Origin of the sequence: Acidovorax sp. 107, from assembly GCF_003058055.1 — a bacterium.
Taxonomy (GTDB): Bacteria; Pseudomonadota; Gammaproteobacteria; order Burkholderiales; family Burkholderiaceae_C; genus Acidovorax.
In genome coordinates this window covers 1,766,451-1,790,765 of the sequence record NZ_QBTZ01000001.1, presented here as the reverse complement: position 1 = coordinate 1,790,765, position 24,315 = coordinate 1,766,451, and the positions used below count along the sequence as shown (strand labels likewise).

22 protein-coding genes are annotated in these 24,315 nt (G+C 66.2%); 12 read left to right on the top strand and 10 right to left on the bottom strand.

What is annotated here, in order from left to right:
• Window positions 1-37: 37 nt before the first annotated feature.
• A complete protein-coding gene (locus C8C99_RS08510) occupies window positions 38-1,939 on the bottom strand; it encodes a propionate--CoA ligase (protein ID WP_108625470.1) in 1,902 nt (633 codons plus the stop codon).
• A gap of 183 nt (window positions 1,940-2,122) precedes the next feature.
• On the opposite strand from C8C99_RS08510, the gene chrA reads away from it, so the two are divergent.
• Window positions 2,123-3,475, top strand: a complete 1,353-nt coding sequence (gene chrA / locus C8C99_RS08505; protein WP_108625469.1) for a chromate efflux transporter — start codon at window positions 2,123-2,125, stop codon at window positions 3,473-3,475.
• A gap of 85 nt (window positions 3,476-3,560) precedes the next feature.
• Here chrA and C8C99_RS08500 read toward each other — a convergent pair whose 3' ends face one another.
• From C8C99_RS08500 to C8C99_RS08485, 4 genes are all read right to left on the bottom strand, one after another.
• The gene (locus tag C8C99_RS08500; protein ID WP_108625468.1) at window positions 3,561-4,163 is read right to left on the bottom strand and encodes an isochorismatase family protein; all 603 of its coding nucleotides are present in this window, start codon (window positions 4,161-4,163) and stop codon (window positions 3,561-3,563) included.
• 88 nt (window positions 4,164-4,251) lie between these two features.
• Window positions 4,252-5,163: a ribose-phosphate diphosphokinase gene (locus C8C99_RS08495; protein ID WP_108625467.1), complete on the bottom strand. Its 912-nt coding sequence runs from the start codon at window positions 5,161-5,163 to the stop codon at window positions 4,252-4,254.
• Between the two features lie 2 nt (window positions 5,164-5,165).
• Window positions 5,166-6,695 carry a thymidine phosphorylase family protein gene (locus C8C99_RS08490; protein WP_056645059.1) on the bottom strand — a complete coding sequence of 510 codons (1,530 nt, stop codon included), beginning with the start codon at window positions 6,693-6,695 and terminating at the stop codon, window positions 5,166-5,168.
• Window positions 6,696-6,917: 222 nt separating this feature from the next.
• Window positions 6,918-8,003, bottom strand: coding sequence for a PQQ-dependent sugar dehydrogenase (locus tag C8C99_RS08485; RefSeq protein WP_108627087.1), 1,086 nt, complete (start codon window positions 8,001-8,003; stop codon window positions 6,918-6,920).
• A gap of 276 nt (window positions 8,004-8,279) precedes the next feature.
• Here C8C99_RS08485 and C8C99_RS08480 point away from each other — a divergent pair, with 276 nt between their 5' ends.
• Complete coding sequence (locus tag C8C99_RS08480) at window positions 8,280-8,867, top strand: C40 family peptidase (protein WP_056644405.1); 588 nt, start codon at window positions 8,280-8,282, stop codon at window positions 8,865-8,867.
• Window positions 8,868-8,898: 31 nt separating this feature from the next.
• On the opposite strand, the gene C8C99_RS08475 is transcribed toward C8C99_RS08480, so the two are convergent.
• Window positions 8,899-9,249: a hypothetical protein gene (locus C8C99_RS08475; RefSeq protein ID WP_233247183.1), complete on the bottom strand. Its 351-nt coding sequence runs from the start codon at window positions 9,247-9,249 to the stop codon at window positions 8,899-8,901.
• A 275-nt stretch (window positions 9,250-9,524) separates the two neighbouring features.
• Here C8C99_RS08475 and C8C99_RS08470 point away from each other — a divergent pair, with 275 nt between their 5' ends.
• From C8C99_RS08470 to C8C99_RS08460, 3 genes are all read left to right on the top strand, one after another.
• Window positions 9,525-10,232, top strand: coding sequence for an adenylate/guanylate cyclase domain-containing protein (locus C8C99_RS08470; RefSeq protein ID WP_108625466.1), 708 nt, complete (start codon window positions 9,525-9,527; stop codon window positions 10,230-10,232).
• Between the two features lie 83 nt (window positions 10,233-10,315).
• Window positions 10,316-10,567, top strand: coding sequence for a GlsB/YeaQ/YmgE family stress response membrane protein (locus C8C99_RS08465; protein WP_056644397.1), 252 nt, complete (start codon window positions 10,316-10,318; stop codon window positions 10,565-10,567).
• A 59-nt stretch (window positions 10,568-10,626) separates the two neighbouring features.
• The gene (locus tag C8C99_RS08460; RefSeq protein ID WP_108625465.1) at window positions 10,627-11,142 is read left to right on the top strand and encodes a hypothetical protein; all 516 of its coding nucleotides are present in this window, start codon (window positions 10,627-10,629) and stop codon (window positions 11,140-11,142) included.
• Window positions 11,143-11,221: 79 nt separating this feature from the next.
• Here C8C99_RS08460 and C8C99_RS08455 read toward each other — a convergent pair whose 3' ends face one another.
• From C8C99_RS08455 to C8C99_RS08445, 3 genes are all read right to left on the bottom strand, one after another.
• Window positions 11,222-12,901 (bottom strand): DUF6351 family protein, encoded by a 1,680-nt coding sequence (locus tag C8C99_RS08455; protein WP_108625464.1) that lies wholly within the window; start codon window positions 12,899-12,901, stop codon window positions 11,222-11,224.
• Window positions 12,902-13,090: 189 nt separating this feature from the next.
• Complete coding sequence (locus C8C99_RS08450; protein WP_199226360.1) at window positions 13,091-14,128, bottom strand: tripartite tricarboxylate transporter substrate binding protein; 1,038 nt, start codon at window positions 14,126-14,128, stop codon at window positions 13,091-13,093.
• 69 nt (window positions 14,129-14,197) lie between these two features.
• The gene (locus C8C99_RS08445) at window positions 14,198-14,674 is read right to left on the bottom strand and encodes a DUF3237 domain-containing protein (RefSeq protein ID WP_108625463.1); all 477 of its coding nucleotides are present in this window, start codon (window positions 14,672-14,674) and stop codon (window positions 14,198-14,200) included.
• Between the two features lie 164 nt (window positions 14,675-14,838).
• On the opposite strand from C8C99_RS08445, the gene C8C99_RS08440 reads away from it, so the two are divergent.
• From C8C99_RS08440 to C8C99_RS08415, 6 genes are all read left to right on the top strand, one after another.
• Window positions 14,839-15,711 carry a LuxR family transcriptional regulator gene (locus tag C8C99_RS08440; RefSeq protein WP_233247182.1) on the top strand — a complete coding sequence of 291 codons (873 nt, stop codon included), beginning with the start codon at window positions 14,839-14,841 and terminating at the stop codon, window positions 15,709-15,711.
• 39 nt (window positions 15,712-15,750) lie between these two features.
• Window positions 15,751-18,561 (top strand): DEAD/DEAH box helicase, encoded by a 2,811-nt coding sequence (locus C8C99_RS08435; RefSeq protein WP_108625462.1) that lies wholly within the window; start codon window positions 15,751-15,753, stop codon window positions 18,559-18,561.
• 226 nt (window positions 18,562-18,787) lie between these two features.
• Window positions 18,788-19,921: a bifunctional DNA-binding transcriptional regulator/O6-methylguanine-DNA methyltransferase Ada gene (gene ada, locus C8C99_RS08430; RefSeq protein ID WP_108625461.1), complete on the top strand. Its 1,134-nt coding sequence runs from the start codon at window positions 18,788-18,790 to the stop codon at window positions 19,919-19,921.
• Window positions 19,918-20,682: a 2OG-Fe(II) oxygenase gene (locus C8C99_RS08425; protein ID WP_233247181.1), complete on the top strand. Its 765-nt coding sequence runs from the start codon at window positions 19,918-19,920 to the stop codon at window positions 20,680-20,682. Before ada ends, C8C99_RS08425 begins: the two co-directional genes overlap by 4 nt.
• Window positions 20,683-20,688: 6 nt before the next feature.
• Entirely contained in the window at window positions 20,689-21,330 is a 642-nt protein-coding gene (gene alkB, locus C8C99_RS08420; protein ID WP_108625459.1) for a DNA oxidative demethylase AlkB, read from the top strand.
• A gap of 317 nt (window positions 21,331-21,647) precedes the next feature.
• A complete protein-coding gene (locus C8C99_RS08415; protein WP_146186021.1) occupies window positions 21,648-22,385 on the top strand; it encodes a hypothetical protein in 738 nt (245 codons plus the stop codon).
• Between the two features lie 54 nt (window positions 22,386-22,439).
• Here the strand turns inward: C8C99_RS08415 and C8C99_RS08410 are convergent, their stop codons facing one another.
• Complete coding sequence (locus tag C8C99_RS08410; protein ID WP_108625457.1) at window positions 22,440-23,552, bottom strand: DUF3592 domain-containing protein; 1,113 nt, start codon at window positions 23,550-23,552, stop codon at window positions 22,440-22,442.
• Window positions 23,553-23,790: 238 nt separating this feature from the next.
• Here C8C99_RS08410 and C8C99_RS08405 point away from each other — a divergent pair, with 238 nt between their 5' ends.
• A complete protein-coding gene (locus tag C8C99_RS08405) occupies window positions 23,791-24,309 on the top strand; it encodes an EVE domain-containing protein (RefSeq protein WP_056645042.1) in 519 nt (172 codons plus the stop codon).
• Window positions 24,310-24,315 lie beyond the last annotated feature (6 nt).

The following is a 24,315-nucleotide window of genomic DNA, read 5'->3' as shown; positions in this document are numbered from 1 at the left end:
CTGCACGACGCTCTGCGCACCATACAAGGCTGCCGATTCAGCCCACCAGGTCCTTCACCTGCTGCAGCGCCGCCGGGTCTTCCATCGTCGTCAAATCGCCCGGGTCCCGCCGCTCGGCCACAGCCTGCAACGCGCGGCGCAGCAGCTTGCCGCTGCGGGTTTTGGGCAGCACGGTCACAAAGTACACGCGCGATGGCCGCGCCACGGCGCCGAGCTGGTGGTCCACCTGCTTCATCACCTCGCCTTCGAGCTTGAGGCGCGCGGCATCGTCGGTCAGGCCCGAGGCATCGCGCGCCACGGCAAACGCCATGGCCACCTGCCCCTTCAGGCTGTCGGCCACGCCCACCACGGCCACTTCGGCGATGTTGGGATGGGAGGCAATGCTCTCCTCGATCTCGCGCGTGCCCAGGCGGTGGCCGGCCACGTTGATCACGTCGTCGGTACGGCCCAGGATGAAGTGGTAGCCATCTGCATCGCGGATGCCCCAGTCAAACGTGCTGTAGATCAGGCGGCCAGGGATGCTCTTCCAGTAGGTGTTCACAAAGCGGGCGTCGTCGCGCCACACCGTCTGCATGCAGCCGGGGGGCAGCGGGCCTTCGATGGCGACCACGCCTTTCTGGTTGGGCCCGGTCAGCTCTTCGCCCGTGGCCTCGTCGATCAGCTTCACACCGTAGCCGTACATGGCTTTGCCTGGGCTGCCGAAGCGTGTGGTTTGCTTCTCCACGCCATTGGCCAAGGTCAGGATGGGCCAGCCGGTTTCGGTCTGCCAGTAGTTGTCGATGATGGGCACTTGCAGGGCGTCGCTGATCCACTGGGCGGTAGGCTCGTCCAGCGGCTCGCCCGCCAGCCACAGGGCCTTGAGGCTTTTCACGTTGTATTTGGCGAGGTAGGCCGGGTCCTGCTTCTTGAGCACCCGCACCGCCGTGGGGGCCGAGAACATGTGCGTGACCTGGTACTTCTCGACAATGCTCCACCACACGCCCGCATCGGGCCGCGTGGGCAGGCCTTCGTACATGATGGTGGTCATGCCCGCGATCAGCGGACCGTAAACGATGTAGCTGTGGCCCACCACCCAGCCGATGTCGCTGGTGGCAAAGTACACATCGCCCGCCTTGGCGTCAAAGATGTGCTTCATGCTCGCCGCCAGCGCCACGGTGTAGCCGCCCGTGTCGCGCTGCACGCCCTTGGGCTTGCCGGTGGTGCCGCTGGTGTACAGCGTGTAGCTGGGGTGGGTGGATTCGACCCATTCGCAGGGCACGACGGTGTTCAGGTGCTGCTCGCGCAGCGGCGCCCATTCGTGGTCGCGGCCAGACTGCAAGTGCATGGGCGCCAGGCCCCGGTTCACCATCAGCACGGCAGTGGGCTTGTGTTTGGAGAGGGCAATGGCTTCGTCCAGCAGCGGCTTGTACGGCACCACCTTGCCGCCGCGCGACCCGGCATCGGCACTGACCACGGCCACGGGCTCGGCGTCTTCGATGCGCGAGGCCAGCGAGCCCGAGGCAAAGCCGCCAAACACCACCGAATGCAGCGCCCCGATGCGCACACAGGCCAACATGGCAAACGCGGCCTCGGCAATCATGGGCATGTAGATGAGCACACGGTCGCCCTTCTTCACGCCCAGCGACAGCAGCACGGCCGCCATGCGCTGCACCTCGGCATGCAGCTCGGCAAAGCTGTAGCTGCGCTCGGTGTCGGTTTCGGTGGAAATGGCCACCAGCGCGGCCTGGCTGGCGCGCGTGGCCAGGTGCCGGTCTACCGCGTTGTGGCACAGGTTGGTGGTGCCGCCCACAAACCATTTGGCAAACGGCGGGTTGCTGTAGTCGCACACCTGCTGGGGCGGCGTCTTCCAGTCGATCAGCTTCGCCTGCTCGCTCCAGAAGGTGTCGCGGTGGTCGATGGACTGGCGGTAGAAGTCGGCGTAGGTGCTGTGTGCGGTCATTGTGGGTGTCTCCTCGGCATCTCTCTCGCCCTGCTAGGACAGCAGGTTTTGAATTCATAATTATTCATGACGGGCTTGCGGCAAACTGACGTGGCGGGCCTTGTTCCCTGCCCACAGGTTCGAAGTGCGCTGGCATATGGATATGTCGGCAAGCGTCACACAGGCCTGTCACACTCCGGGGCCATGCAAACAGCGCAGCCCCCTGCCCCCACCTCCGTCCCTTTCCGCGAAGCCTTTTTGTTCTGGCTCAAGCTCGGGTTCATCAGCTTTGGCGGGCCGGCGGGCCAGATCGCCATCATGCACGCCGAGCTGGTGGAGCGGCGCCGCTGGATCAGCGAAAACCGCTTCTTGCACGCCCTCAACTACTGCATGCTGCTGCCCGGCCCCGAGGCGCAGCAGCTGGCCACCTACATCGGCTGGCTCATGCACCGCACCTGGGGCGGCATCGTGGCCGGGGCACTGTTTGTGCTGCCCTCGCTGTTCATCCTGATCGGACTGTCATGGGTGTACCTGCGCTTTGGCGATGTGCCCGTGGTGGCGGGCATCTTCTATGGCATCAAGCCCGCCGTGACGGCACTGGTGCTGCATGCCGCGCACCGCATCGGCACCCGCGCGCTCAAGAACGGCTGGATGTGGGGCATTGCTGCCGCGTCGTTTGTGGCCATCTTTGCGTTCGACACGCCCTTCCCCGCCATCGTGCTGGCGGCCGGGTTGATCGGCTACTTTGGCGCGCAGCGCTGGCCCGCCGTGTTTGCGCTGGGGGGCGGCCATGCCAACGCCCACAAGGGCTATGGCCCGGCGCTGATCGATGACGACACGCCAACGCCTGCCCATGCGCGCTTTTCTCGCGTCCACCTGGTCAAGGTATTGTTGGCAGGGCTGGGGCTGTGGCTGGCGGCCATGGGCCTGCTGGTGGCCACGGAGGGCTGGCAAGGCACGCTCACGCAGATGGGCTGGTTCTTCACCAAGGCGGCCATGCTCACCTTTGGCGGCGCATATGCTGTGTTGCCTTATGTGTACCAGGGCGCGGTGGAGCACTACCAGTGGCTCAGCGGTCCGCAAATGATCGATGGGCTGGCCCTGGGCGAGACCACGCCCGGCCCGCTGATCATGGTGGTGGCGTTTGTGGGTTTTGTGGGCGGCTGGCTGCAGCAGGTGTGGGGGTCGGACGCCCTCTTTGCAGGCGCCGTGGCGGCGGCCACGGTCGTGACCTTTGTGACATTTTTGCCCTCGTTCATCTTCATCCTGGCGGGCGGCCCACTAGTGGAGGCCACCCACGGCAAACTGGGCTTTACCGCACCGCTGTCAGCCATCACGGCTGCTGTGGTGGGCGTGATCCTGAACCTGGCGCTGTTTTTTGCCTACCACCTGCTGTGGCCGCAGGGCTTTGACGGCCGCTTTGATGCCGTGTCGGCCGTCATCGCGGTGGGGGCGCTGGTGGCGCTGTTCCGCTTCAAGCTGGGCGTGATGCCGCTGCTGGGCGGCTGTGCGGTGGTGGGGTTGCTGGTCAAGGTGGCCGTGCCCTACTTCGCCTGACCGAAACTCACTCCAATCACTATGATTTTGATAGCTGATAGCGCATGAATATCAAGCGCTAGCAGCCGATTTGGCTCAAACCTGATTATTTGATCAGCCCGAGCACGTCCTTGAACGCCGGGTGCTCGCAGCTGCCCAGCCATTCAAACGCCACCATTTCGGTGGTCACCAGCTCGGCGCCTGCGCCGGCCAGACGGTCGAAGGCGGCGTCGCGGTTGCGTTCGGTGCGCGAGCCGCAGGCGTCGGTCACCACCCACACTTCAAACTCGTCATCGATCAGGTCCAGCGCGGTCTGCAGCAGGCAGACGTGGGCCTCGCACCCGGCAATGACGATGGTGCCGCGCTCTGTTGCCAGCGGTGCGGGCTTTTGCAGGTGCTTTGGCAGGCTGCGTGCGTTGCTGCCCTGGGGCTTGGCCGGTGGCCGCAGCCATTCGCCCAGGCCTTCTTCGGCGGCGCTGAAGTGCATCTTGGCCAGGGTCTTCTGGCAGGCGGCGCGCAGCGCGGCGTCGTTGGCGCCCAGGCGCGAGGGGTTTTGCTCGGTGCCCCACACGGGCACGTCCAGCATGCGGGCGATCTCGGCCAAACGGCGGGCGTTGGCCAGCACGGCGGGGCCCTCAAAGATGGCAGGCATCAGGCGCTCCTGGTAATCAATCAGGACGAGTTGGGATTCGGTGGCGTCAAGGAGCATGGTGGGACCGTTTCTGTGTTCGTTGAATCGCTGTGTGGGCACAGCGAAGAAGGCAATGGCGCATTGTCGCAGCCCGTGCCCGGGGTTTTCAGGCGCGAAGGACCGCCTGCAGCGCCGTGGCCAGCGGCCCGGCCATGGCCACTGCGTTGCTCGGATGCGGAATGCAGTCCGTGCTCCACACCTCCCCTACCCCGGATTCGCGCATCGCCTGCAGTGCATCGCCCGCAAACAACGCATGCGTCACGGCCACATCCACCGAGGCGGCGCCCGCCTGCAACAGCAGCCGGGCAGCCAGCGCCAGCGTGCGGCCGGTGCTGGCCATGTCGTCCAGCAGCACCACGGCTCGGCCCTGGGCGTTGAGCGGGGGCAGCTCGATGGCCACCTGGCGGTCACCATGGCGCACCTTGGTGCACACGGCATGGTCAAAACCATGGCGGGTGGCGGCCTGGGCAATCCATTGGGCGGATTCACCGTCGGGCCCCACCAGCAGCGCATTCGGTCGGCGCTCAGCAATCAGGTCGGCCAGCGGCTCGGCGCCGCTGAGCACCACAGCCTGCGGCACGGGGATGGCCTGCTCCAGCCGGTCGATGCGGTGCAGGTGCGGGTCCACGGTGATGACGGCATCGAACAGACCGGCCAGAAAGCCGCCCACCACCTGCTGGCTCACGGCCTCGCCGGGGTGGAAAGCGATGTCCTGCCGCATATAGGCCAGGTACGGCGCCACCAGCGTGAGGTGCTGCACGCCCAGGCTGCGGGCCGTGCGGGCGGCCAGCAGCAGCTCCACCAGCTTTTCATTGGGCTGGTGCAGGCTGCGCAGCAGCACGGCTTGGCGTGGCAACTGGCCTGCAGCATCCACGGGCAGGCGCAGCTTGAGTTCGCCATCGGGGAAGCGGTGGCGCTCAATGGCACAGGCCTTCAAACCCGCAGCCTGTGACAGGCGCAGCGCAGGCGCGGCTTCGTCGTCGAAATACAGCACACAAGCGGCTTCTGGCAACGCCATGGTCAGAACTCCACAAACACGCGCGGCACCTCGTCGGCCGTGCCCAAGCGGTACCCGCTGTCGCGCTCGCACGCGTGGCGCGCGAACTCCAGGTCGGCTGGGTAGCTGGCGTGCACGCGGTACAGCAGGTCGCCGGCGGCCACGGTGTCGCCCAGCTTGTGCATCAGGTCCACGCCGGCGCCAGGCACCTTGGGGGCGCCGGCCAGGCGGGCCACGCGGGCGATCTGGTAGTTGTCGATGCCGGCCACCACCCCGCTGGCGGGTGCCACCACGTCGAGCGTCAGCGCACCCAGCGCCGGGTGGTTGTGGTCAAACCCTGTGGCGCCCTGGGCGGCGATGATGGCGTTCATGCGCGCCAGCGCCCGGCCCGAGTCGAGGATGTCGCGCGCAATCGCATAACCGTCGCCGCCGCGCACATCGGGGTCGCATTCGATCAGGCGCCCGGCCAGGCGCAGCGCCTTTTGCCGCAGGTCGTCGGGCGCGCGCGGGTCGTTTTGTAGCACGCGCATCACGTCGCGGGCCTCCAGCACCGGGCCCACGCCTTTGCCCACGGGCTGGCGGCCGTCGGTGATCACCACGTCCAGCGACAGGCCCATGCGCCGTGCCACATATTCAAACAGGCGGCGCAGGCGTTGCGCGTCGGGCATAGACCGCACCTTGGCCGTGGGGCCGATGGGAATGTCGAGCACCAGGTGCGTGGCCCCCGCTGCCACCTTTTTGGACAGGATGGACGCCACCATCTGCCCGGCCGAGTCGATGGACAGCGGCCGCTCCACCGAGATCAGCACATCGTCGGCGGGCGACAGGTTGGCGGTGCCACCCCAGGCCAGGCAGCCCCGGTAGTCACGCACGATGTCGGCCAGCTGCTCCAGCGGCAGCTCTACCTTGGCCAGCACCTCCATGGTGTCGGCCGTGCCTGCGGGCGAGGTGATGGCGCGCGACGAGGTCTTGGGGCACAACATGCCGTGCGCCGCCACGATGGGCACGACCAGCATGGTGGTGCGGTTGCCGGGGATGCCGCCGATGCAGTGCTTGTCCACCACCAGCGGTTCGTGCCAGTCCAGGCGCCGGCCGCTGTTCACCATGGCGTCGGTCAGAAAGAAGACCTCTTCCCGGTCCAGCTCGCTGCGGTGGCAGGCCACCACAAAGGCGGTGAGTTCGATCTTGGAATACCGGTGGTCGGCAATGTCGCGCACGATGGCGCCAAAGTCCTCGCGCGTGAGGCGCTCGCTGGCGATCTTGCGGAACAGCGCGCCCATTGACTCAGGCGGCTCGGCCTGGGCCACCGACACGGTGTGGCCGTTGTCCACGCCCAGCTGGGCAAACGCGTCTTCCGACAGACCCAGTTCATTGCAGCCCACGATGGCGAGATCATCCACCACATTGACCGTGGCCAGAATGCGGCGTCCGTTGGCGCGCACCTCGATCTTGGACAGGGCCTGGAAGCCCTCGGCCCGGTACACGGCGCAGTCGCGGTGCAGGTAGGCGACGTTCTCGCGCCAGGTGTCGATGGCCACGCGGCGCAAGGCCAGCGGGGAGCGAGGTGGCGAGCCCGCCGGGTCGGCGGGGGCGGTGCCTGCGTTGGCCGCCGGCACCAGAGGGACGGAGGAAGCGGCAGGGGAAGAGGTAGTGGACTCAGCGTGCATCGCACCAGCCTATACCGAAAATGCCCGCCCCGGCTGCGGGATCACCCCGGGTCAGCGGGTTCGGGCCCCCATCTCCGGGCCTGCTTGACCTGCATCAAGCAACACCGGTCATGGGGCCGCGGCGGGCTGCAGCCTCAACAATCGCCCCTGCGGGCTGTCGGTCAGCAGGTACAGCAGGCCGTCTGGCCCCTGGCGCACGTCGCGAATGCGCTCACCGTTGCCTTGCAGCAGCCGTTCTTCCTTCTGCACCTTGCCACCCGCCACCTCCAGCCGGTGCAGGGTGCCAAACTTGAGCGACCCGACAAACAGGCTGCCTTGCCACGCCGCGCCGTAGCGCGTACTGGTCATAAACGCCATGCCCGACGGTGCAATGGAAGGCACCCAGTAATGCAGCGGCTGCTCCATCCCCGCCTTGACCGTGCCCTCGCCGATCTTGCCGCCGCCATAGTTCTCGCCATAGGTGATCACAGGCCAGCCGTAATTGCGTCCGGGCTGGGGCAGATTGATCTCGTCACCGCCCTGTGGGCCATGTTCGTGCATCCACAGCTTGCCGTCGGGGCCCATGGTGGCGCCCTGGGGGTTGCGGTGGCCGTAGCTCCAGATCTCGGGCAAGGCGCCGGGCTGCCTCACATAAGGGTTGTCGGGCGGCGCTGCTCCGTCGGGCGTGATGCGGATGATCTTGCCATGGTGGTTGTCGAGCTTTTGGGCGTCGTCCTTGCGGTGGTAGCGCTCGCCCAGCGCCACAAACAGGTTGCCGTCACCGGCCTGGGCAATGCGGCAGCCGAAGTGCAGCGCGCTCTCTACCTTGGGCCGCTGGCTGAAGATGACGCGCACGTCCTGCAGGCTGCCGGCATCTGGCGACAGGGTGGCGCGCGCCACCGCCGTGCTGTTGCCTGCCGCGCCACCCGCTGCGGGCTCTGCAAAGCAAAAGTAGATGCGGCGGTTGCGGGCAAAGTCGCTGTCCGTCACCACGTCCAGCAGGCCGCCCTGCCCACCCGCTGCCACCGGCGGCACCCCCGCCAGCGCAGGGCCCACCTGCCCGGCCGCGCTGACCACGCGCAGGCGCCCGGGCCGCTCGGTTACCAAAAACTGCCCGCCGGGCAAAAAGGCCACGGCCCACGGATGGGCCAGGCCAGTGGCTATGGGTACCAGCGATACGGCGGGCGTTGGCGCAGTTTGGGCCTCAGCGCCCATGTGTACGCCTGCCACTATCAAAAACATAGCTGCTCGCGCTTTGTGCACTTGCACCTTGCGCCAATTTGGTGTCCAACCCATGCTATCAAGCTCCTCTTGGTGCGTGACCTCGCCTCCCATGGTGCCTGCGGCAGTGCAAAGCCTGACTGGCGCGCATCCTGCAGGCTGCCTCCATCAGTGAAAACGCAGGGCAACTCCATTTATCTGAATCAAATCAACAGCTTGCGAAAACGCTTATTTTTGATAAATAACCATACCGTGTTACCCTTCGCCCCCATGTCCAGATGGTTTTGCATCCTCATCCTCGCCTGCGCCACCGCTGCGCACGCCGCGCCCCAGGGCACCAATTCTGACGATATGGACCGCTTGCTCGCGGACAAAGGGCTGTTCACCCGACTTGAAGACGTGAGCCACAAGGTGGCCGACAAGGCCCAGAACGTGGCAGGCCGCGCGGGCGACCTGGTAGTCAACGCCATGGGTTTTTTGGGGGTGCCCTACAAGCGCGGCGGCAACAGTGCCGAAACCGGGTTTGACTGCAGCGGCTTCGTGCGCGCCATCTATGAACAGACGGTGGGCCTGATGCTGCCTCGCCGTGCAGACCAGCAGGCAGCCGCTACCCAGGTCATCGACAAGAAAGAACTTCAACCCGGCGACCTGGTGTTCTTCAACACCATGCGCCGCAATTTCAGCCATGTGGGCATTTATGTGGGCGACGGCAAGTTCATCCACTCGCCCCGCAGCGGTTCCGAAATTCGGGTCGAAGACATGGGCATCGCCTATTGGGCCCGCCGCTTCAATGGCGCACGCCGCGTGACACCGGCTGAAGGCGTGGAAAGCGCCCAAGCCCCGCAGACACAGCGATAAGCAGGCCTGCGGGTTTAGGCGCCGTGGAGCGTCATGGCTTGACTACGTAGACCGTCTCGGTGCTGCGGATCGGGCCGCCGGTGATGTTGACCGGGCCTGCGGACGGATCACCCCGCAACAACGCCTTGGCGGCCGCCATGTCGGCTTGATAACGTGCCCGGGCCTCGGACTCGCAACCCTTGCGCTCCGCCACCGGCATGGCCCGGCACTCTTCCAGACTCACCTTCAGCCCGCCCCCCGCCTCCCGGATGGCCGACTGGTAACGTTGCTGCGGCGTGGCGTCTGGCACCGCACCACGGGACAGCGATGCCTCGTCGCCCTGCGCCTGTGCGACGGTGGGCAGCGCCAGAGCGCCACCCAGACTGCATGCAACGACCAGCAAGGCGGCTGGCCGTTTCCACAGCCGGAGCAACCCGTGCGGATACGGGCGGCGCGCTGCTTGTGCAGTAAGAGGCAACGAAGGAACGGTTGAAGCTGTGAACATAGGGGTTACACCTTTCTGTCGATCAGGGATGGCATGGGTGGCTGCGGCGATTTGGGAGGCCAAGGAGGGCATCGGGCCACGCCGCCGGATGCCCCACTGTAGCCCCGCGCCCCACCCCACAGCGCCAGCACCGGCCGCGCTACCATGTCGGACACCACCCACAGGGCGTTGCCATGCACCACACCCCCGCACAGCCTCCAGATGCCGCCACAGCGCACGACAAAGGTTATCTGAGGCGCCTGCTGTCAGAACGCAACCAGACCCCCACCCACGACGCCGGGGCGATTGACGCGGCCATCGAGGAAGCCTTTGTCCGCAATGTCGCGATCCTGGTGCTCGACATGTGCGGCTTTTCCCGGATCACCCAGAGCCACGGCATCATTCATTTTCTGGCCATGATCCACCAGATGGAGCAGGCCGCCCGCCCTGCTATCGAGGGCAATGGCGGTGAGGTCATCAAGCAGGAGGCGGACAACCTGTTTGCCGTGTTCGCCACCCCCGAACAAGCCCTGGAGGCCGCGCTGGACACCCTGCGCGCCTTGGGCGCCATGAACACCGTGTTGCCCCCGGAGCGCACGCTGAACGTGAGCGCAGGCATCGGCTTTGGCCCAACCCTGGTGATTGCGCGTGAAGACCTGTTTGGCCCGGAGATGAACTGCGCCTGCAAGCTGGGCGAAGACATCGCCATGGCCAACGAAATTCTGCTCACGCAGGCGGCCTGGGCCAGCCTGCCTGCCGGTCGTTATGTCTGTGCCCGCACCGAGCACCAGATCTCGGGCATGGATCTGCAGGCGCACCGGTTTGAGCGCTGCCTTTTCGAACGCCCGTTGCGACCCCTGGCACTCCAATCTCCCAGCACGTCCCTGCCTGCGGGACGTTGACAGGGGGCATTGTCCGACAGCGGTTTGACTGCCTTATCTGTAAAGTGACTCCATCGTCTGGACCAACTATTAAGGGGAACAACGTGCTGTCACTGCTGGGGATGCTGCTGATTGGTTTGGTGGTGGGTTTTATCGCCCGCGCCATCAAGCCAGGGGACGACAAATTGGGCTGGATCATGACCGCGCTGCTGGGGGTGGCGGGTTCGTTTCTGGCCAGCTATGTGGGCATGGCGATGGGCTGGTACGCCCAGGGTGACAGCGCTGGCTGGATCGCCTCGGTGCTCGGGGCCGTCGCCTTGCTGGTGGTGTATGGCCTGGTCAAGGGCAAATCCTGAACGGCGTGTGCATCATTTGCTGATCACACTCCACTGCTGTCACCCACACTTTGCCAACCATGCCCACTTCGCTACAGATGGCCGCTGGAGACCCTGAACTGGCCGCAACGGTGCGCCGTGCGCGCAAGCTGCTGCACCGCCGCGCCGTCGTGGCGGCAGCCGCCAGCGTGGTGCCGGTGCCAGGGCTCGACTGGGCAGTGGACGCCGCCCTGCTCTCGCGCCTGATCCCGCAGATCAACGCCGAGTTCGGCCTGTCGGCCGAGCAGATCGACCAGCTGGACCCCAAAAAGCGGGAGCAGGTGCAAAAGGCGGTGGGCTTGGTGGGGTCTGTGCTCATTGGCAAGCTGATCACCCGCGAACTGGTCCTCCGCGCAACCCAGACCGTGGGGCTGCGGCTGAGCACGAAGCAGGTGGCCAAGTATGTGCCCCTGGCCGGCCAGGCCATTGCGGCCACCATCGGCTACGCCACGCTGCGCTACCTGGGGGAGCAGCATTTGCGTGACTGCATCCGTGTGGTGCAGCAGGCCCAATTGCGCTTGCCGCCACCGGCGTCAACCTCTGCAGTGAAACGCTGACTCCCTGAGCCAGATGGCAACAAGAAAAAAGGGCCCGAGGGCCCTTTTTTCTTCGTAGCGACGTCGTACCGGCTGCGCATCAACTCGCCGAGCAGACAAAGCTGCTGGCATCTTCCACACTGCCCGAGCCCTTGTACTTGGCAAACTGCGGGTATGGGCAGAGCGGCCGCGTGCGGTTGGGGAAGTCGGTGTTTGCAGGCAGTGCCTTCGCCGCAATGCTTTGCGGAGCAATGCCCTTCTCCACCCAGTCCACCATGGTCTGGACCGAGTCGAAGTTGTCGGTGGCCGGGCCGCCCGAGCAGTGGTTCATGCCCGGCACCAGGAAGGTCCGCGCAAAGTTCTGCGTTGCCGCCACGCCGCCGTTGTTGGCCGCCAGGCGTTCGTAGTAGTCCACTGTGTCAAACGCCGAGAAGATCGGGTCGGACATGCCGTGGATGAACAGCAGCTTGCCGCCGCGCTGCTTGTAGGCCGCCAGTTTGTCATCGGCATAGGTGTCGTAGATGGCCGAATACGCCGCCATGCGTGCGGGGTCGGTGTCGAAGTTGAAGGCCAGCGGGTTGAACGAGAGATCGGGCGGCGTGAAGAACTCGTTGACCAGTGCATCCACCATCAGCGTGATGTAGCGCGCATCGGGCGTGGCCGTGGTCGAGTTGCCCAGCGTCCACGACCGCCAGCCCGGTGCCGCCAGGCCGGCGTCCCAAGGCTGGCCGGTGTACAGCGCCTTGCCGGCGGAGTTGCGGGGCCCGGCAAACACGCTCTTGAGCGCACCCACCTGGGCGGACGACAGGCAGCTGTCGGTCTTGCTGCCCGTGCATTGCAGCACAGCGGGGTCAAACGCCTTGCAGGCATTGACGTTCTGGGCCAAGCCGTCCACCACGCCGTCGGCGGCGTCGCAGGTGGCATTGACGGCAGTGGCCACCAGTTTGAGGTCGCTGTTGCTGAAGGCCTTGGAGAGAATGCGGTTGCCACTGGCATCCTGCGGCGCAATGGCGTTGAACTGGATGGTGTTCCACATGGCGGCCACGGTGGCGCCGCTGGACACGCGCATGGCGGGCGCCCCGGCGGTGATGCCGTCAAAGTAGTCCGGGAACCGCTGCGAGAACATCATGCCCTGGCGCCCACCGCCTGAGCAGCCCGAGAAGTAGGAGTAGTCCGGCTTGCGGCCGTAGCGCGTGCTGATGAGCGACTTGGAGGCCACGGCCGTCTTGTCGTAGGAGTTGTAGGCATGGTCGATGCGCGCCTGCGGGTCAGCGCCAAAGCTGGCGCTGGTGCCGGTATGGCCCGCATCGGTGGACACCACCGCAAAGCCCTGCCCCAGCGGCGACGGCGTGCCTCCCGAGATGCTGGAGCTGAGCGAGGTGTCGCGCAGGATGCCGTCGTTGCCGCCCCCGCCGATGAACAGAAAGCGCCCGTTCCACCGGTCGGGCAGGCTCAACTGAAAACCGATCGCATAGTTCTTGCCATCCACACCCACACGCGGGTTGATGGCGCCCGTGACCACGCAGTGCCCGGGCAAAAAGTCGCCCGTGGCAGCACCACCGGGGCGGCGCGTGCCGGGTGGCACATAGCTGGTGGACAAGTTGGTGTTGCTGAGCTGCGCGTTGGTGCTCAACGCGGCGCAAGCGGCGGCCGGGTTGGCGCTTTCGGTCACCAGCACGGCGTTGCCGCCGCCGCAGGCACTGAGCAACAGGGGCAGCAGAACGGCGGCGGGCAGCGCAACGCGTTGCGCGATGGGGGTGTCCAATGACAGGGATGGCATGGTGGTCTCCTCGGTGAATCGGTCTTGTGGGGGTGAACCATTGGCGCAGGATCGCCCGGCGACGGCCGTCAGGGCGTCGCTGAGAGAGGTGCGCGGATTTTTTGGAAATTGAAGGGCGTTGCCCCTATCGCCTGGCGCCGCCCTGCGAGCGGAATGCGTAGCGCCCGGCAATAACGAGGCAGTGCCGACTCAGTCGGCCTTGAAGCCCGTGGCGGCCACGGCCTTGCCCCAGGTCACCGTGTCGGCCGCGATGATGCGGGCGAACTCTTCGCGGTTGGTGCCCGTCACGCGGAAGCCGGCCTCTTCCATCTTGGCCTTGCCCTCGGGCGACTGCACGGCCTTGATGATGTCGGCGCTCAGCTTGGCGACGATCTCGGGGGGCGTCTTGGCCGGGGCCACGATGCCAAACCAGGAGTTGAACTCCAGGCTGGGGTAGCCCTGCTCCTTGATGGTGGGCACATCGGGCAGTGCGTTGGACCGGGTACCGCCTGTGGTGCCCAGCGCCACCAGCTTGCCGGCCTTCACGTTGGGCGCGGCCAGGCCCACGCTGGCAAACACGCCCTGCACGTCACCGCTGAACAGGCCGCCCAGTGCATCGGTGGTGTTCTTGTAATGCACCGGTTCGGGCTTGAGCTTCACGGCCTCGCCAAACATGAAGGCACCGAAGTGACCGGGTGTACCCGCGCCAAAGGTGGCCAGGAACAGGCCCTTTTGCTGCTGGGTCCAGGTCACAAAGTCCTTCACATTGCGCGAGGGCACCTTTTGCGGGTTGACCAGCAACGCAAAGTCGGCGGTGACCACCTGGCTCACAGGCGCAAAGTCCTTTTGCGGGTCGTACGGCAGCTTGTTGTAGCTGCTGGGCGCAATGCTGAGCTGGCCGGTTTCGCCCAGCATCAGCGTGTAGCCATCGGGCGTGGCACGTGCGGCCTCGGTCGCAGCGATCAGGCCACCGGCGCCGGGCTTGTTGTCCACGATCACGCCCAGGTTGCCCCAGCCTTCAGACAGCTTCTGCGCCAGCAGCCGCGCGACGATGTCCGGCCCCGTGCCTGCTGGAAAGCCCACGATGATGCGCACCGGCTTATTGGGGTAGCCCGCCGTCTGCGCCAGGGCGCCGGTGGCAGGGGCCAGGCCCGCCACCACCGTGGCTGCCAGGCAGACACTGCGCAAGGCGTGGCGACGGGAGAGTCCACAGGACAAGGTGCGGGTGAACGTGGAAAAAGAGGTCATGACAAGGTCTCCAGGGTGTTGTTGTGTGCTGTCGGTCATCAAAAAAAGAAATACGGGACTGCGGTGCGGCTACATCAGCTCCCAGAACCGCATGGCCACGGCATCGGGAAACCGCGCGCCCGTGCCGGTGAACATACGCTCCCCGATCCAGCGCAGCGCGGGAGACGCTGTCTCGAACTGGGGGCTGCAGCGAAAGTAGATCTGCGCGGGGTCCACCACCTCGCCACGCACCAAGCGGGCCATCAACTCGGGCGGGCCAGACCGCACGGCGCGGTTTTGCACATAGATCAGGTCCCCGCCGTCGGCCTCCAGCGTGTAGCGCGCGTCCAGCTCGGCCAGGGTGTCGCTCACGATGAGCTGAAAATCCGCCCCGCCAGGCATCACCCTGGCCTGCCAGCCGTCGCCCAGGGCCTTCCCACCCAGGATGGGGATGAGCCGGCGCAGGCCGTGCACGGTGCGGCCTACCTCCTGGGGCGCGCCCACCTCCACACGCAGGTCGGCAAAAAATCGCAAACGGGGTTCCACAAAGGGCACGGGTTCGGTCATGGGCTCCATCTTTCGGGTGTCTGGCAAGGGGCTGGCACATGCCGGGCGGCGTGTACCCGGCCTGGCTCGGGTTGCACCTAGCGTAAATCCCGTGGTGCTTGACCCCTGTCATCCCTGAAGATGACAGCCATGACAACGCCCACCCGGCACACCCCGCGCAACCCATGAGGCACTGGCTCCCTGCAAGCACCTCGGGCGGCGGCATCGCGCCCCCGCCCAACCTCACGGGCTCGGCCTTGGGCGCCATGGTTCACCAGCTGGGCGACGACGGGTTTGCCTGCGGCATGCTGCAGGAGCTGGCACCCGTGCTGCCCGCAGCGTCGTGGTCGGTGTACCGCACCGGGCGCCATTGCAAGCCGACCTTGTTCATGTCGGCCAGTTACGGCATTCCAGACACCACGCAGGACTGCTGGTGGGCGTACCTGTCGGGCCCCTACCGCACCGACCGCACCTGGGGCCGCTCGCTGGACGATGCCGCCCCCACCGAAGCGCCCACCCAGTTGTGCCACCTGACCGCGCCCGAGGTGGACGCTGAGCACCGCGCCCGCGTGTACGAAGCCCATGGCGTCGCCGAGCGGGTGTCGGTGGTGGAACACGAGAGCGATGGCTCGGTCTTTGCCGTCAACTTCTACCGCCACCAGCACCAAAAGCCGTTTCAGGACCGGCAGATCAGCGACTTTGAGGGCATGGCCCCGGTGCTGCTGGCGCTGACCCGCAAGCACATCGCCCTGGCCCAGCGCACCGGCGTGCTGCAACCCGCGCTGCAGCCCCCGCCACAGGCCACAGCCCCCGGGCTGTCCCACAGCCTGCCAGCGCTGCGCGAACGCCTGCTGCGCGCTCACGCGGGGCTGACCGAGCGCGAGCTGGACGTGTGCGCCCGCCTGCTGCAAGGCATGACGCAAGAGGGCATTGCCTGCGACCTGGGCCTGAGCCTGCCCACCGTCAAAACCTACCGCAACCGCGCATTCAGCCGCTTGGGCATCCACTTTCGTAACGAGCTGTTTGCGCTGGCGCTGGGCACCCAACGCAGCGCTTAGCGTCCAACCACGCTCAGGGCATGGGCACAATGCCAGCCCATGCCCAGCCTGCCGCCGTCACCCGTTCCACCAATGCCCCCCGCAGGCCGGGCCCATGTGGTCGCGCAATGGGCCCAGGCACTGCGCAACCGGGCTGACAGTGCCGCCCTGCAGCAGCTGCCCCCACTGACCGATGCCGAGGCCTCGCAGGTCATGGCCCAGCTGCGGGGCGATGGCGGGCACCGGCCGGGCCACGGCGCGGCGCCCGACACACCCGATGGCGTCGTCCCCGGCCAGTTTCGCCCGCGCATCACCCTCATGACCTTGGGCCGGGGCGACGGCCTGCTGGGCATGGCGCCCCAGGGCAAGCTGGGCCCGCGTGGTGACAGCGTGACGCTGGTACAGATCGACTGGACCTATCGCACCGATGGTGGCGCCACTTGGCAGACGCCCGCTCCCACCTCCATCCTCAACGCACGCCCGTCCCCCGTGCAAGACCTGTTCGACACCGGTGGCCCGGTGGTGCGCATGCAGCGCAACCTGGCCGCCGAGGCCGATGCCATGGACCGCGTGTGGGACCTGGGCCTGACCCCCGTGGACCCCAAAAGCCTGCAGTGGCGCCACCGCGCAGCCGCCGCTACGCTGGGCCCCGTGTGGACGCTGCCGCAGGAGGCGCACTTTGGCGACTTCTGGGCCGATGTGGTGCCCCAGCTGCGCGCCGAAGGCTGGAGCGTCGTCGTGCACCCCGGCTTTGCGCACGAAAGCGTGCCCGTGTTGCGCTGGAAGCTGCTGATCGCCCCCGACACCGGCGAGATGCTGGGCAAGGAAGTGGACGGCCCCCTGGCCCCGCGCGAGCGCCCGGTGCAAAAGCTCATGCTGCCCGAGCGCGAGGGCGCCTGGCTGCTCAGCCTGGGCATCGAGATCGACGGGCAGACGCTGGACCTGGCCCCCATGCTGGCCGACCTGCTGCGCCGCGACGCCCGCTGGCTCAATGCGCGGCAGATGGTCGCCATCGATGACATCGCCATCATTTCGCTGCGTGCGCCCGGCGGCAAGCGCATAGAGGCGCCCGCCGGGCCGCTCAAAGCCATCGTGGGCGCCATGGTGGACTTGCTGACCGACCCCACCCGCAGACAACTCAAGGATGGCGACCCACTGCGCCTGGGCGCGTGGGAGGCCCGCCGCATCGAGGCCCTGCGCGCCGGGCTGGTGCAGGCGCACCGCGTGGGCACGGTGAACGGGTGGAACAACGATTGGCAATTGCAGGGCGATGCGGGCCTGGTACAACTCGCCAAGCGCCTGCGCCGCATCGGCACGCCCCAGCCCGTAGCCGCGCCGCAGGGGCTGCAGGTACAACTGCGCCCGTACCAGCTCGAAGGCTTGGCCTGGCTGCAATACCTGCGCGCCCAGGGCTTGGGCGGCATCCTGGCCGACGACATGGGCCTGGGCAAAACCGCACAGGCGCTGGCCCACGTGCTGACCGAAAAGGAGGCCGGGCGGCTGAAGCGCCCGGCGCTGGTGGTGCTACCCACCTCGCTGCTCTTCAACTGGCAGGCCGAGGCCGCGCGCATGGCGCCCAGCCTGCGCGTGCTGGCCCTGCATGGCGCGGACCGCGGCAAACGCTACCTGCACATCGCCGACCATGACCTGGTGCTGACCACCTACCCGCTGCTGTGGCGTGATGTGGAGGCACTGGCCGCGCAGCCCTTTCACCTGCTGATCCTGGACGAAGCCCAGATGGTGAAGAACGCCGGCAGCCGCAGCGCCCGCGCCCTGCGCAAGCTGCAGGCACCGCACCTGCTGTGCCTGACGGGCACGCCGCTGGAGAACCACCTGGGCGAGCTGTGGGCGCAGTTTGACTTTTTGATGCCCGGCTTTCTGGGTGATGTGCGCAGCTTCAACGCCCGCTGGCGCAAGCCCATCGAAGAAAACGGCGAAACCCTGCGTGCCCAGCTGCTGTCGCAGCGCGTGCGCCCCTTCATCCTGCGCCGCCGCAAGCAGGACGTGGCCACCGAACTGCCGCCGCGCACCGAAACCACCTTGCGCGTGCAGCTGCAAGGCAAGCAGCGTGAGCTGTACGAGGCCGTGCGCACCACCGCCGACAAACAGGTGCGCCGTGCACTGGAGCGCCAGGGTTTTGAAGGCTCGCAAATCGCCATCCTGGACGCGTTGCTCAAGCTGCGCCAGGTCTGCTGTGATCCGCGACTCGTAAAAGGAACCACGAAAACGGCTCACACCATGGAGCGCGCCAAGCTCGAACTGCTGGCCGACCTGCTGCCCGCCCTGGTCGATGAAGGCCGCCGCGTGCTGGTGTTCTCGCAATTCACCGAAATGCTGGCGCTGGCGGCTGAGCTGCTCGACACCCTGGCCCTGCCCTACCTCACCCTCACAGGCCAGACGCCGCCCCGCCAGCGCGGCGCGGTGGTGCGGAAGTTCCAGGCGCAGGGCGACGTAAGCGCCGCCATCCTGCTGGTAAGCCTCAAGGCCGGTGGCCTGGGCCTGAACCTCACAGCCGCCGACACCGTGATCCACCTCGACCCGTGGTGGAACCCCGCCGTCGAAGAACAGGCCACCGCCCGCGCCCACCGCATCGGGCAAGACCAGCCCGTGTTCGTCTACAAGCTGGTGGTGGAAGGCAGCATCGAGGAGCGCATGCTGGAGCTGCAGGCCCGCAAAGCCGCGCTGGCCCAGGGCGTTCTGGGGCACGATGCCGAGGGCGCGGTCAAATTCAGCGAGGCCGATCTACACGCCCTGCTCGCACCCCTGAGCGAACCCGCCAACAACCCGCTGGGCATCCCCGGCGAAGACGCGCTGCGCTGGGGCGGCACAGGCAAACGGCGGCCCCGGCCGCTGCAGCCACCTGAAACGTAATTTTGGGTATTTTTGCTCTGTGGCGCAGGTAAATCATGCGCTGGCAGCTATCAATAAATGAGCAATCTGGTGCGTGCAAAGAGCCTTGCGCAAAAGCGCAGAATTCAAAAGCAAGCTTCGGAGTGCGCCCCACGGCCTCCGTCCCTAGAGTGCATGGCATTGCAACCCACCTAGTGAGCCGTGCACCATGATGAACGTGTCCACCCTTCTACCCCGCAGCGCCCCCATGCCCACCCGCCACCGCCCCAACACCAAAACCTCGCAGGCCGCCGCCACCCAGGCCGACCCGCGCTGGGCGGCGGTGTTGGCGCGCAGCACTGGGGCCGATGGAACGTTCTGGTACTCGGTGCAGACCACGGGCGTGTACTGCCGCCCCAGCTGCGCGTCGCGCACACCCCGGCCGGAGAACGTGCTGTTCCATGCCAGTTGCGACGATGCGGAGCGCGCCGGGTTCCGCCCCTGCCAGCGCTGCAAGCCGCGCCAGACCACCGCGCTGTCGCACCACGCGGCATTGGTGACCGAGGCCTGCCGCATCATCGAAAGCGCCGCGCCCGGTGATGCCCCCACGCTCGATGCACTGGCAGCGCGCGTGGGCCTGAGCGCCTCGCACCTGCACCGCATCTTCAAGCAGGCCACGGGCCTCACCCCCAAGGCCTATGCGGTGGCCCAGCGTGCGCAGCGGCTGCGCAGTGCGCTCGACAGCCCGACCACGGACTCGGTGACGGACGCCATCTATGGCGCAGGCTATCAGTCCAGCAGCCGGTTTTACGAACAGTCGGCCCAGGTGCTGGGCATGCGGCCCAGCCAGTACCGTGCGCGGGGTGCGTCGCAAGACATCCGCTTTGCCATCGGCCAATGTTCGCTGGGCGCCATTTTGGTGGCGCAAAGCGACCGGGGCATCTGCGCGATCTTGCTGGGCGACGACCCCGATGCCCTGCTGCGCGAGCTGCAGGACCGGTTTGCGCAGGCCCGCCTGATCGGCGGCGACGCCGCGTTTGAAGCCCTGGTGGCGCAGGTGGTGGCGTTTGTCGAAGCGCCCGGCCTGGGGCTGAACCTGCCGCTGGATGTGCGCGGCACCGCGTTCCAGCAGCGGGTGTGGCGGGTGCTGCAGGCCATCCCGGCCGGACAAACGGCCAGCTACGCCGAGGTGGCGCAGCGCATCGGCAGCCCCAAGGCTGTGCGGGCCGTGGCCCAGGCCTGCGCGGCCAATGGGCTGGCAGTGGCCATCCCGTGCCACCGGGTGGTGAAGAGCGATGGCGCGCTGTCGGGCTACCGCTGGGGCGTGGAGCGCAAACGCGCCCTGCTGGCGCGCGAGTCCGACGTAGAGGCGGCCCCGCTGCCGGCGGAGAAGGTGGCATGAGCTTGGCGGCTCTTTCAACTCTTTCAACATCCGGCACGCCAGCGGACGGCGTGTGGCAGCAACGCGCAGCCGCTATCGACTGGCAAAGCACCACCGAAGCCCTGCACCAGCAGGGCAATGCCGTGCTGCCCCAACTGCTGGACGCCACCGAATGCGCCGTGCTGACCCGGCTGTACGGGCACGCGCCGGAGGGCACCTTTCGCAGCCGCGTGGTCATGCAACGCCACGGCTTTGGCCAGGGTGAATACCGGTACTTCAGCTACCCGCTGCCTGATCGGGTAGCGGGTCTGCGCAAGGCGCTGTACCCGCATCTGGCCCCCATCGCCAACCAATGGAACGCCGCGATGGGCATCGACGTGCGCTACCCCGCGCAGCATGCCGACTTCATCGCCCGTTGCCACGCCGCCGGCCAGGTGCGCCCCACCCCGCTGCTGCTGCAGTACGGGCCGGGCGACTACAACTGCCTGCACCAGGATCTGTACGGCGAGCATGTGTTTCCGCTGCAGGTGGCCATCCTGCTGTCGGAGCCGGGGCGCGACTTCACCGGCGGCGAGTTCGTGCTGACCGAACAGCGCCCGCGCATGCAGTCGCGGGCCGAGGTGGTGCCACTTTCGCGCGGCGACGCCGTGGTGTTTGCCGTGCACCACCGCCCCGTGCAGGGCACGCGCGGCACCTACCGCGTGAACCTGCGCCATGGGGTAAGCCGCGTCCGATCGGGCCAGCGGCACACAGTGGGCATCATCTTTCATGACGCTGAATAGGTAGCGATGACCCTCGGCCTGTTTGACGACCTGCCCGCCACACCCCAGGCCCCCGAGTGCGCTGTGGTGCTGCGGGGCCTTGCCTTGCCTCAGGCAGCCGCACTGCTGCAGGCCGTGGATGCCGTCACGGCCCAGGCCCCCTTCAGGCACCTGATCACCCCCGGCGGGCAGCGCATGTCGGTGGCCATGACCAACAGCGGCGCGCTGGGCTGGATCAGCGACCGCGGCGGCTACCGCTATGGCTCCACCGACCCGACCACCGGCTTGCCCTGGCCTTCCATGCCTGCGGTGTTTCGCCAACTCGCCCACGACGCTGCCGAGGCGGCGGGCTACCCCGGTTTTGCGCCCGACGCCTGCCTCATCAACCGATACGAGTGCGGCACGCGGCTGTCACTGCACCAGGACCGTGATGAGGGTAACTACGACCACCCCATCGTGTCCGTGTCCCTCGGTATCCCGGCCATCTTCCTGTGGGGTGGATCAGAGCGTGCCGACAAGGCCCGGCGTGTGGGCCTGTGGCACGGCGACGTAGTGGTATGGGGAGGCCCGGCGCGGCTGCGTTTTCATGGCGTGCGGCCGCTGGCCGAGGCCACCCATGCGATGACGGGAGCGCTGCGCATCAACCTCACATTTCGCAAGGCGGGCTGAAACCGGAGAGCGGCCTACTGTCGGCTCCCATGCGCCTACGGCTTCATCGCGGAAGTCGATTTCCTTGCGAAGAAATGCACAACCCGTCCTAGCCGACCCGTTAGAAAATCACGAGGGCGGGCAATTAATACACAAATACACCAAAGAAATTATTTGAAACAAATTAAAAATTGCGTGCTCCCCACCGGCAACAAGACACCGATAAGATGCGTGCGCCCTCTGGAGGCAAGAGAGCTCTGGCCAGGGTGACGCAATATGTGCGGGCACGTTTTTATCCACACTGCCTGCATTAAATACAAATCAACGTCTTATTTGCCATGCAATTTCTTAAAACCACCATTATTTCAAGCCTTGCCATTGCGGCATCCTCTGTTTTTGCACAACCGCTTCCAGACATTGGAGGCGTCAAGATCGGGGCACTGCTGGCCACGCAAAAACCGTTGATGGAAAAGGTGAATGCCGACTATAAATTCAGTGAAATCAAGACACGCGAGGGCAAGGTGGTCGGCATTCAGGGAATTGCCGAAAACAAGAATAACAACGTGAACGACCACATGATCGCGCTGCAGGATGACTCAGGGAAAATATGGTTTCTGGGGCGTGCACAAAAATACCCGGAAGGGGACTATATTCCCAAAGCGACTTTTCTTTCTGCTTTGAAGCAGAAGTATGGCGCCCCCTCTGAAATTACGCCCGATGAACAGTCCCTGCTGTGGGCATATGACAGAAATTATGCCTTGATGCCCCACAAGGCTTCCATTGGTATGTGCCCCTTTGGGGCCGGTGGCAACGTAACCACCCCACGCACCGATTTGTCCCGGCTGAAAGGCGACGGTATCAACTTGGCCGTGCCAGGAGGTTTTGAATCCAAATGCGGAATTCAGCTGAATGTCAAACTGAATCGCCACCACGCCTCTGACATGATCGTCGGGTCGGCCATTCAAATCGTTGACCACAAGGTACGCTACGACGTCCTGGAAAAGAAAAACAATGAGGAAGAAGCCGCTCGGAAAAAGGCACTGGACGCCATGAAGGACAACAAGCCCAAGCTGTGACACGCCAGCGGTGCACGCAGCGCGGCCAGCGTTTGCATGGCCTTTGTATGGAGGTCAGCGAACGGGGTAGCCCGTGGCGCTGCCGATGGCCGCGAGCATCCGGTCTGCGTCTTTTCGACCCTGCAGATCCTGGGCCACGGTGATCTTCTTGCCGCTGCACAGCTCGGCCACGATGCGGAAGTAGACCTCGCGGCGGCTGTTGCTCTGGACCGCGTAGCTCTCCACCACACGCAGCCGGGCGATTTCGGGGCCGGGCACTTGGTGCCACTGCAGCATCAGGCCCAGCAGGCGCCGCTCGGTACGCAGGCCGTTGTGGTCCAGTCGCACACGCAGGCTGTTGGCCAGGGCGTAGAAACTGCCAAGCAGTACCATGCCGCCCACACCGCCGAATACCAGGCGCAACAGCCACGGCGCCACATCTGCTGATGCCTCCTGCTCCCAAGGCACCAACGCGCCCACGGCCAGAAAAACCGCACCAAACAATGCCAGCGCCAGCTTGAGTCCCCACCAACGTCCGGCCGGAAAGTACATGGTCACCCCGCCAGGTATGCGCTCCACCCGCCCGGGCATCCCGGCGGTCAGCGGCTGGCCGTTGCTGCCCACAAGGCCCTGCGCGGCACGGGCCGGTCGCAGCACATGCACCAGCAGCCCCACACCCACGCCACCAAACACCACCACAAACACCATCTTCAGGGCGAGCAGACCGGGCCGCAGACTGCGGTCGATGACTGCTTGCGCAGGGTCGGTCGGACTGACCCACACCTGTACGGGCGCGCCATCGCGCAGCGCCTGCTCCAGCCGCGCACCCAGCGCTTCCTGAAAATCGCCCACGTTGTCGCCACCGCCACTGATCGCCACGCGATCCCCCTGGTATTCACGCCCCGCCACCTGATAGCGGTAGCTGGCCTTGACGGTGTAGGAGCTGGATTTGCTGCTGCGGCTGGTCTCCAGGCGTGCCGTCACCAGCGTGGCGGGCACGGGCTGCCACCATTGCACGCGTGCCCAGTCGTACAGCGTGGGCAGCACGCTGAGCAGCAGCATGCCCACGCCCACAGCCGCAAATGGCAGGGCAAACAGGCCCAGCAGCCAGCCACCTGCGCGCTTGCCGGTGCGGGCAGCCGGGTTACGTGCGCCCCGAGTAGTGGAGGGTGAAGAAGGTCGTTTCATGGGCAGATAACAGGGCAATCCAGGCTGGAGACCGGCGAGATAACGTAACCGGGTTGTGCCATCTGCCAGCACAGATGGAGGGCCAATTTCAGCATGTACAGGGTGATTTGGGGTACTTTTGGCCGCAAGCGCAGGTTGAATATGCCTTAATAGCTATTAACAACATAGCAAACGATGAGCATCCTGCGTGGCGCAGGCTGCCCACCACCAGCCGCTGCATCTTGGACAGAATGCGCCCATGGCCTCCGCTCCACACCCCACCCACCCTTCGCCCGCCGCAGACCAACCAGCACGGTTTTGGCTCATGAAGTCCGAGCCCGACGAGTGCTCCATCGACGACGCCCTGGTCGCGCCCCAAGCCACCGTGCCCTGGACCGGCGTGCGCAACTACCAGGCCCGCAACTTCATGCGCGATGGAATGCAGGTGGGGGACGGCGTGCTGTTCTACCACTCCAGCTGCCCCGAGCCTGGCATTGCCGGCCTGGCCCGCGTGGCCAGCGGCACCCGCGCCGACCCCACGCAGTTCGACCCTGCATCGCCCTACCACGACCCCAAGTCCCCGGCAGACAACCCTCGCTGGCTGTTGCTGGACGTGCAGGCCGTGCGCAAGACGCGGCTGATCAGCTTGGCCGAGCTGCGCGCCCAGCCGACACTGGCGGACATGCGGGTGCTGCAAAAGGGCAGCCGCCTGTCCATCACGCCGGTAGAGGCGTCAGAGTGGGCCTATATCACCGAGGTGCTGATGTCGGGCGGCTGACGCCCA

Bases quoted from the DNA above. Each gene is read 5' to 3' on its own strand.
- C8C99_RS08435 (WP_108625462.1), top strand. From the start codon at position 15,751: ATGCCCAGCCTGCCGCCGTCACCCGTTCCACCAATGCCCCCCGCAGGC.
- C8C99_RS08450 (WP_199226360.1), bottom strand. From the start codon at position 14,128: ATGACCTCTTTTTCCACGTTCACCCGCACCTTGTCCTGTGGACTCTCC.
- C8C99_RS08425 (WP_233247181.1), top strand. From the start codon at position 19,918: ATGAGCTTGGCGGCTCTTTCAACTCTTTCAACATCCGGCACGCCAGCG.
- C8C99_RS08485 (WP_108627087.1), bottom strand. From the start codon at position 8,003: ATGGGCGCTGAGGCCCAAACTGCGCCAACGCCCGCCGTATCGCTGGTA.
- alkB (WP_108625459.1), top strand. From the start codon at position 20,689: ATGACCCTCGGCCTGTTTGACGACCTGCCCGCCACACCCCAGGCCCCC.
- C8C99_RS08495 (WP_108625467.1), bottom strand. From the start codon at position 5,163: ATGGCGTTGCCAGAAGCCGCTTGTGTGCTGTATTTCGACGACGAAGCC.
- C8C99_RS08440 (WP_233247182.1), top strand. From the start codon at position 14,839: ATGAGGCACTGGCTCCCTGCAAGCACCTCGGGCGGCGGCATCGCGCCC.
- C8C99_RS08480 (WP_056644405.1), top strand. From the start codon at position 8,280: ATGTCCAGATGGTTTTGCATCCTCATCCTCGCCTGCGCCACCGCTGCG.
- C8C99_RS08470 (WP_108625466.1), top strand. From the start codon at position 9,525: ATGCACCACACCCCCGCACAGCCTCCAGATGCCGCCACAGCGCACGAC.
- C8C99_RS08410 (WP_108625457.1), bottom strand. From the start codon at position 23,552: ATGAAACGACCTTCTTCACCCTCCACTACTCGGGGCGCACGTAACCCG.
- C8C99_RS08405 (WP_056645042.1), top strand. From the start codon at position 23,791: ATGGCCTCCGCTCCACACCCCACCCACCCTTCGCCCGCCGCAGACCAA.
- C8C99_RS08500 (WP_108625468.1), bottom strand. From the start codon at position 4,163: ATGCTCCTTGACGCCACCGAATCCCAACTCGTCCTGATTGATTACCAG.
- C8C99_RS08510 (WP_108625470.1), bottom strand. From the start codon at position 1,939: ATGACCGCACACAGCACCTACGCCGACTTCTACCGCCAGTCCATCGAC.
- C8C99_RS08415 (WP_146186021.1), top strand. From the start codon at position 21,648: ATGCAATTTCTTAAAACCACCATTATTTCAAGCCTTGCCATTGCGGCA.
- ada (WP_108625461.1), top strand. From the start codon at position 18,788: ATGCCCACCCGCCACCGCCCCAACACCAAAACCTCGCAGGCCGCCGCC.
- chrA (WP_108625469.1), top strand. From the start codon at position 2,123: ATGCAAACAGCGCAGCCCCCTGCCCCCACCTCCGTCCCTTTCCGCGAA.
- C8C99_RS08460 (WP_108625465.1), top strand. From the start codon at position 10,627: ATGCCCACTTCGCTACAGATGGCCGCTGGAGACCCTGAACTGGCCGCA.
- C8C99_RS08445 (WP_108625463.1), bottom strand. From the start codon at position 14,674: ATGACCGAACCCGTGCCCTTTGTGGAACCCCGTTTGCGATTTTTTGCC.
- C8C99_RS08455 (WP_108625464.1), bottom strand. From the start codon at position 12,901: ATGCCATCCCTGTCATTGGACACCCCCATCGCGCAACGCGTTGCGCTG.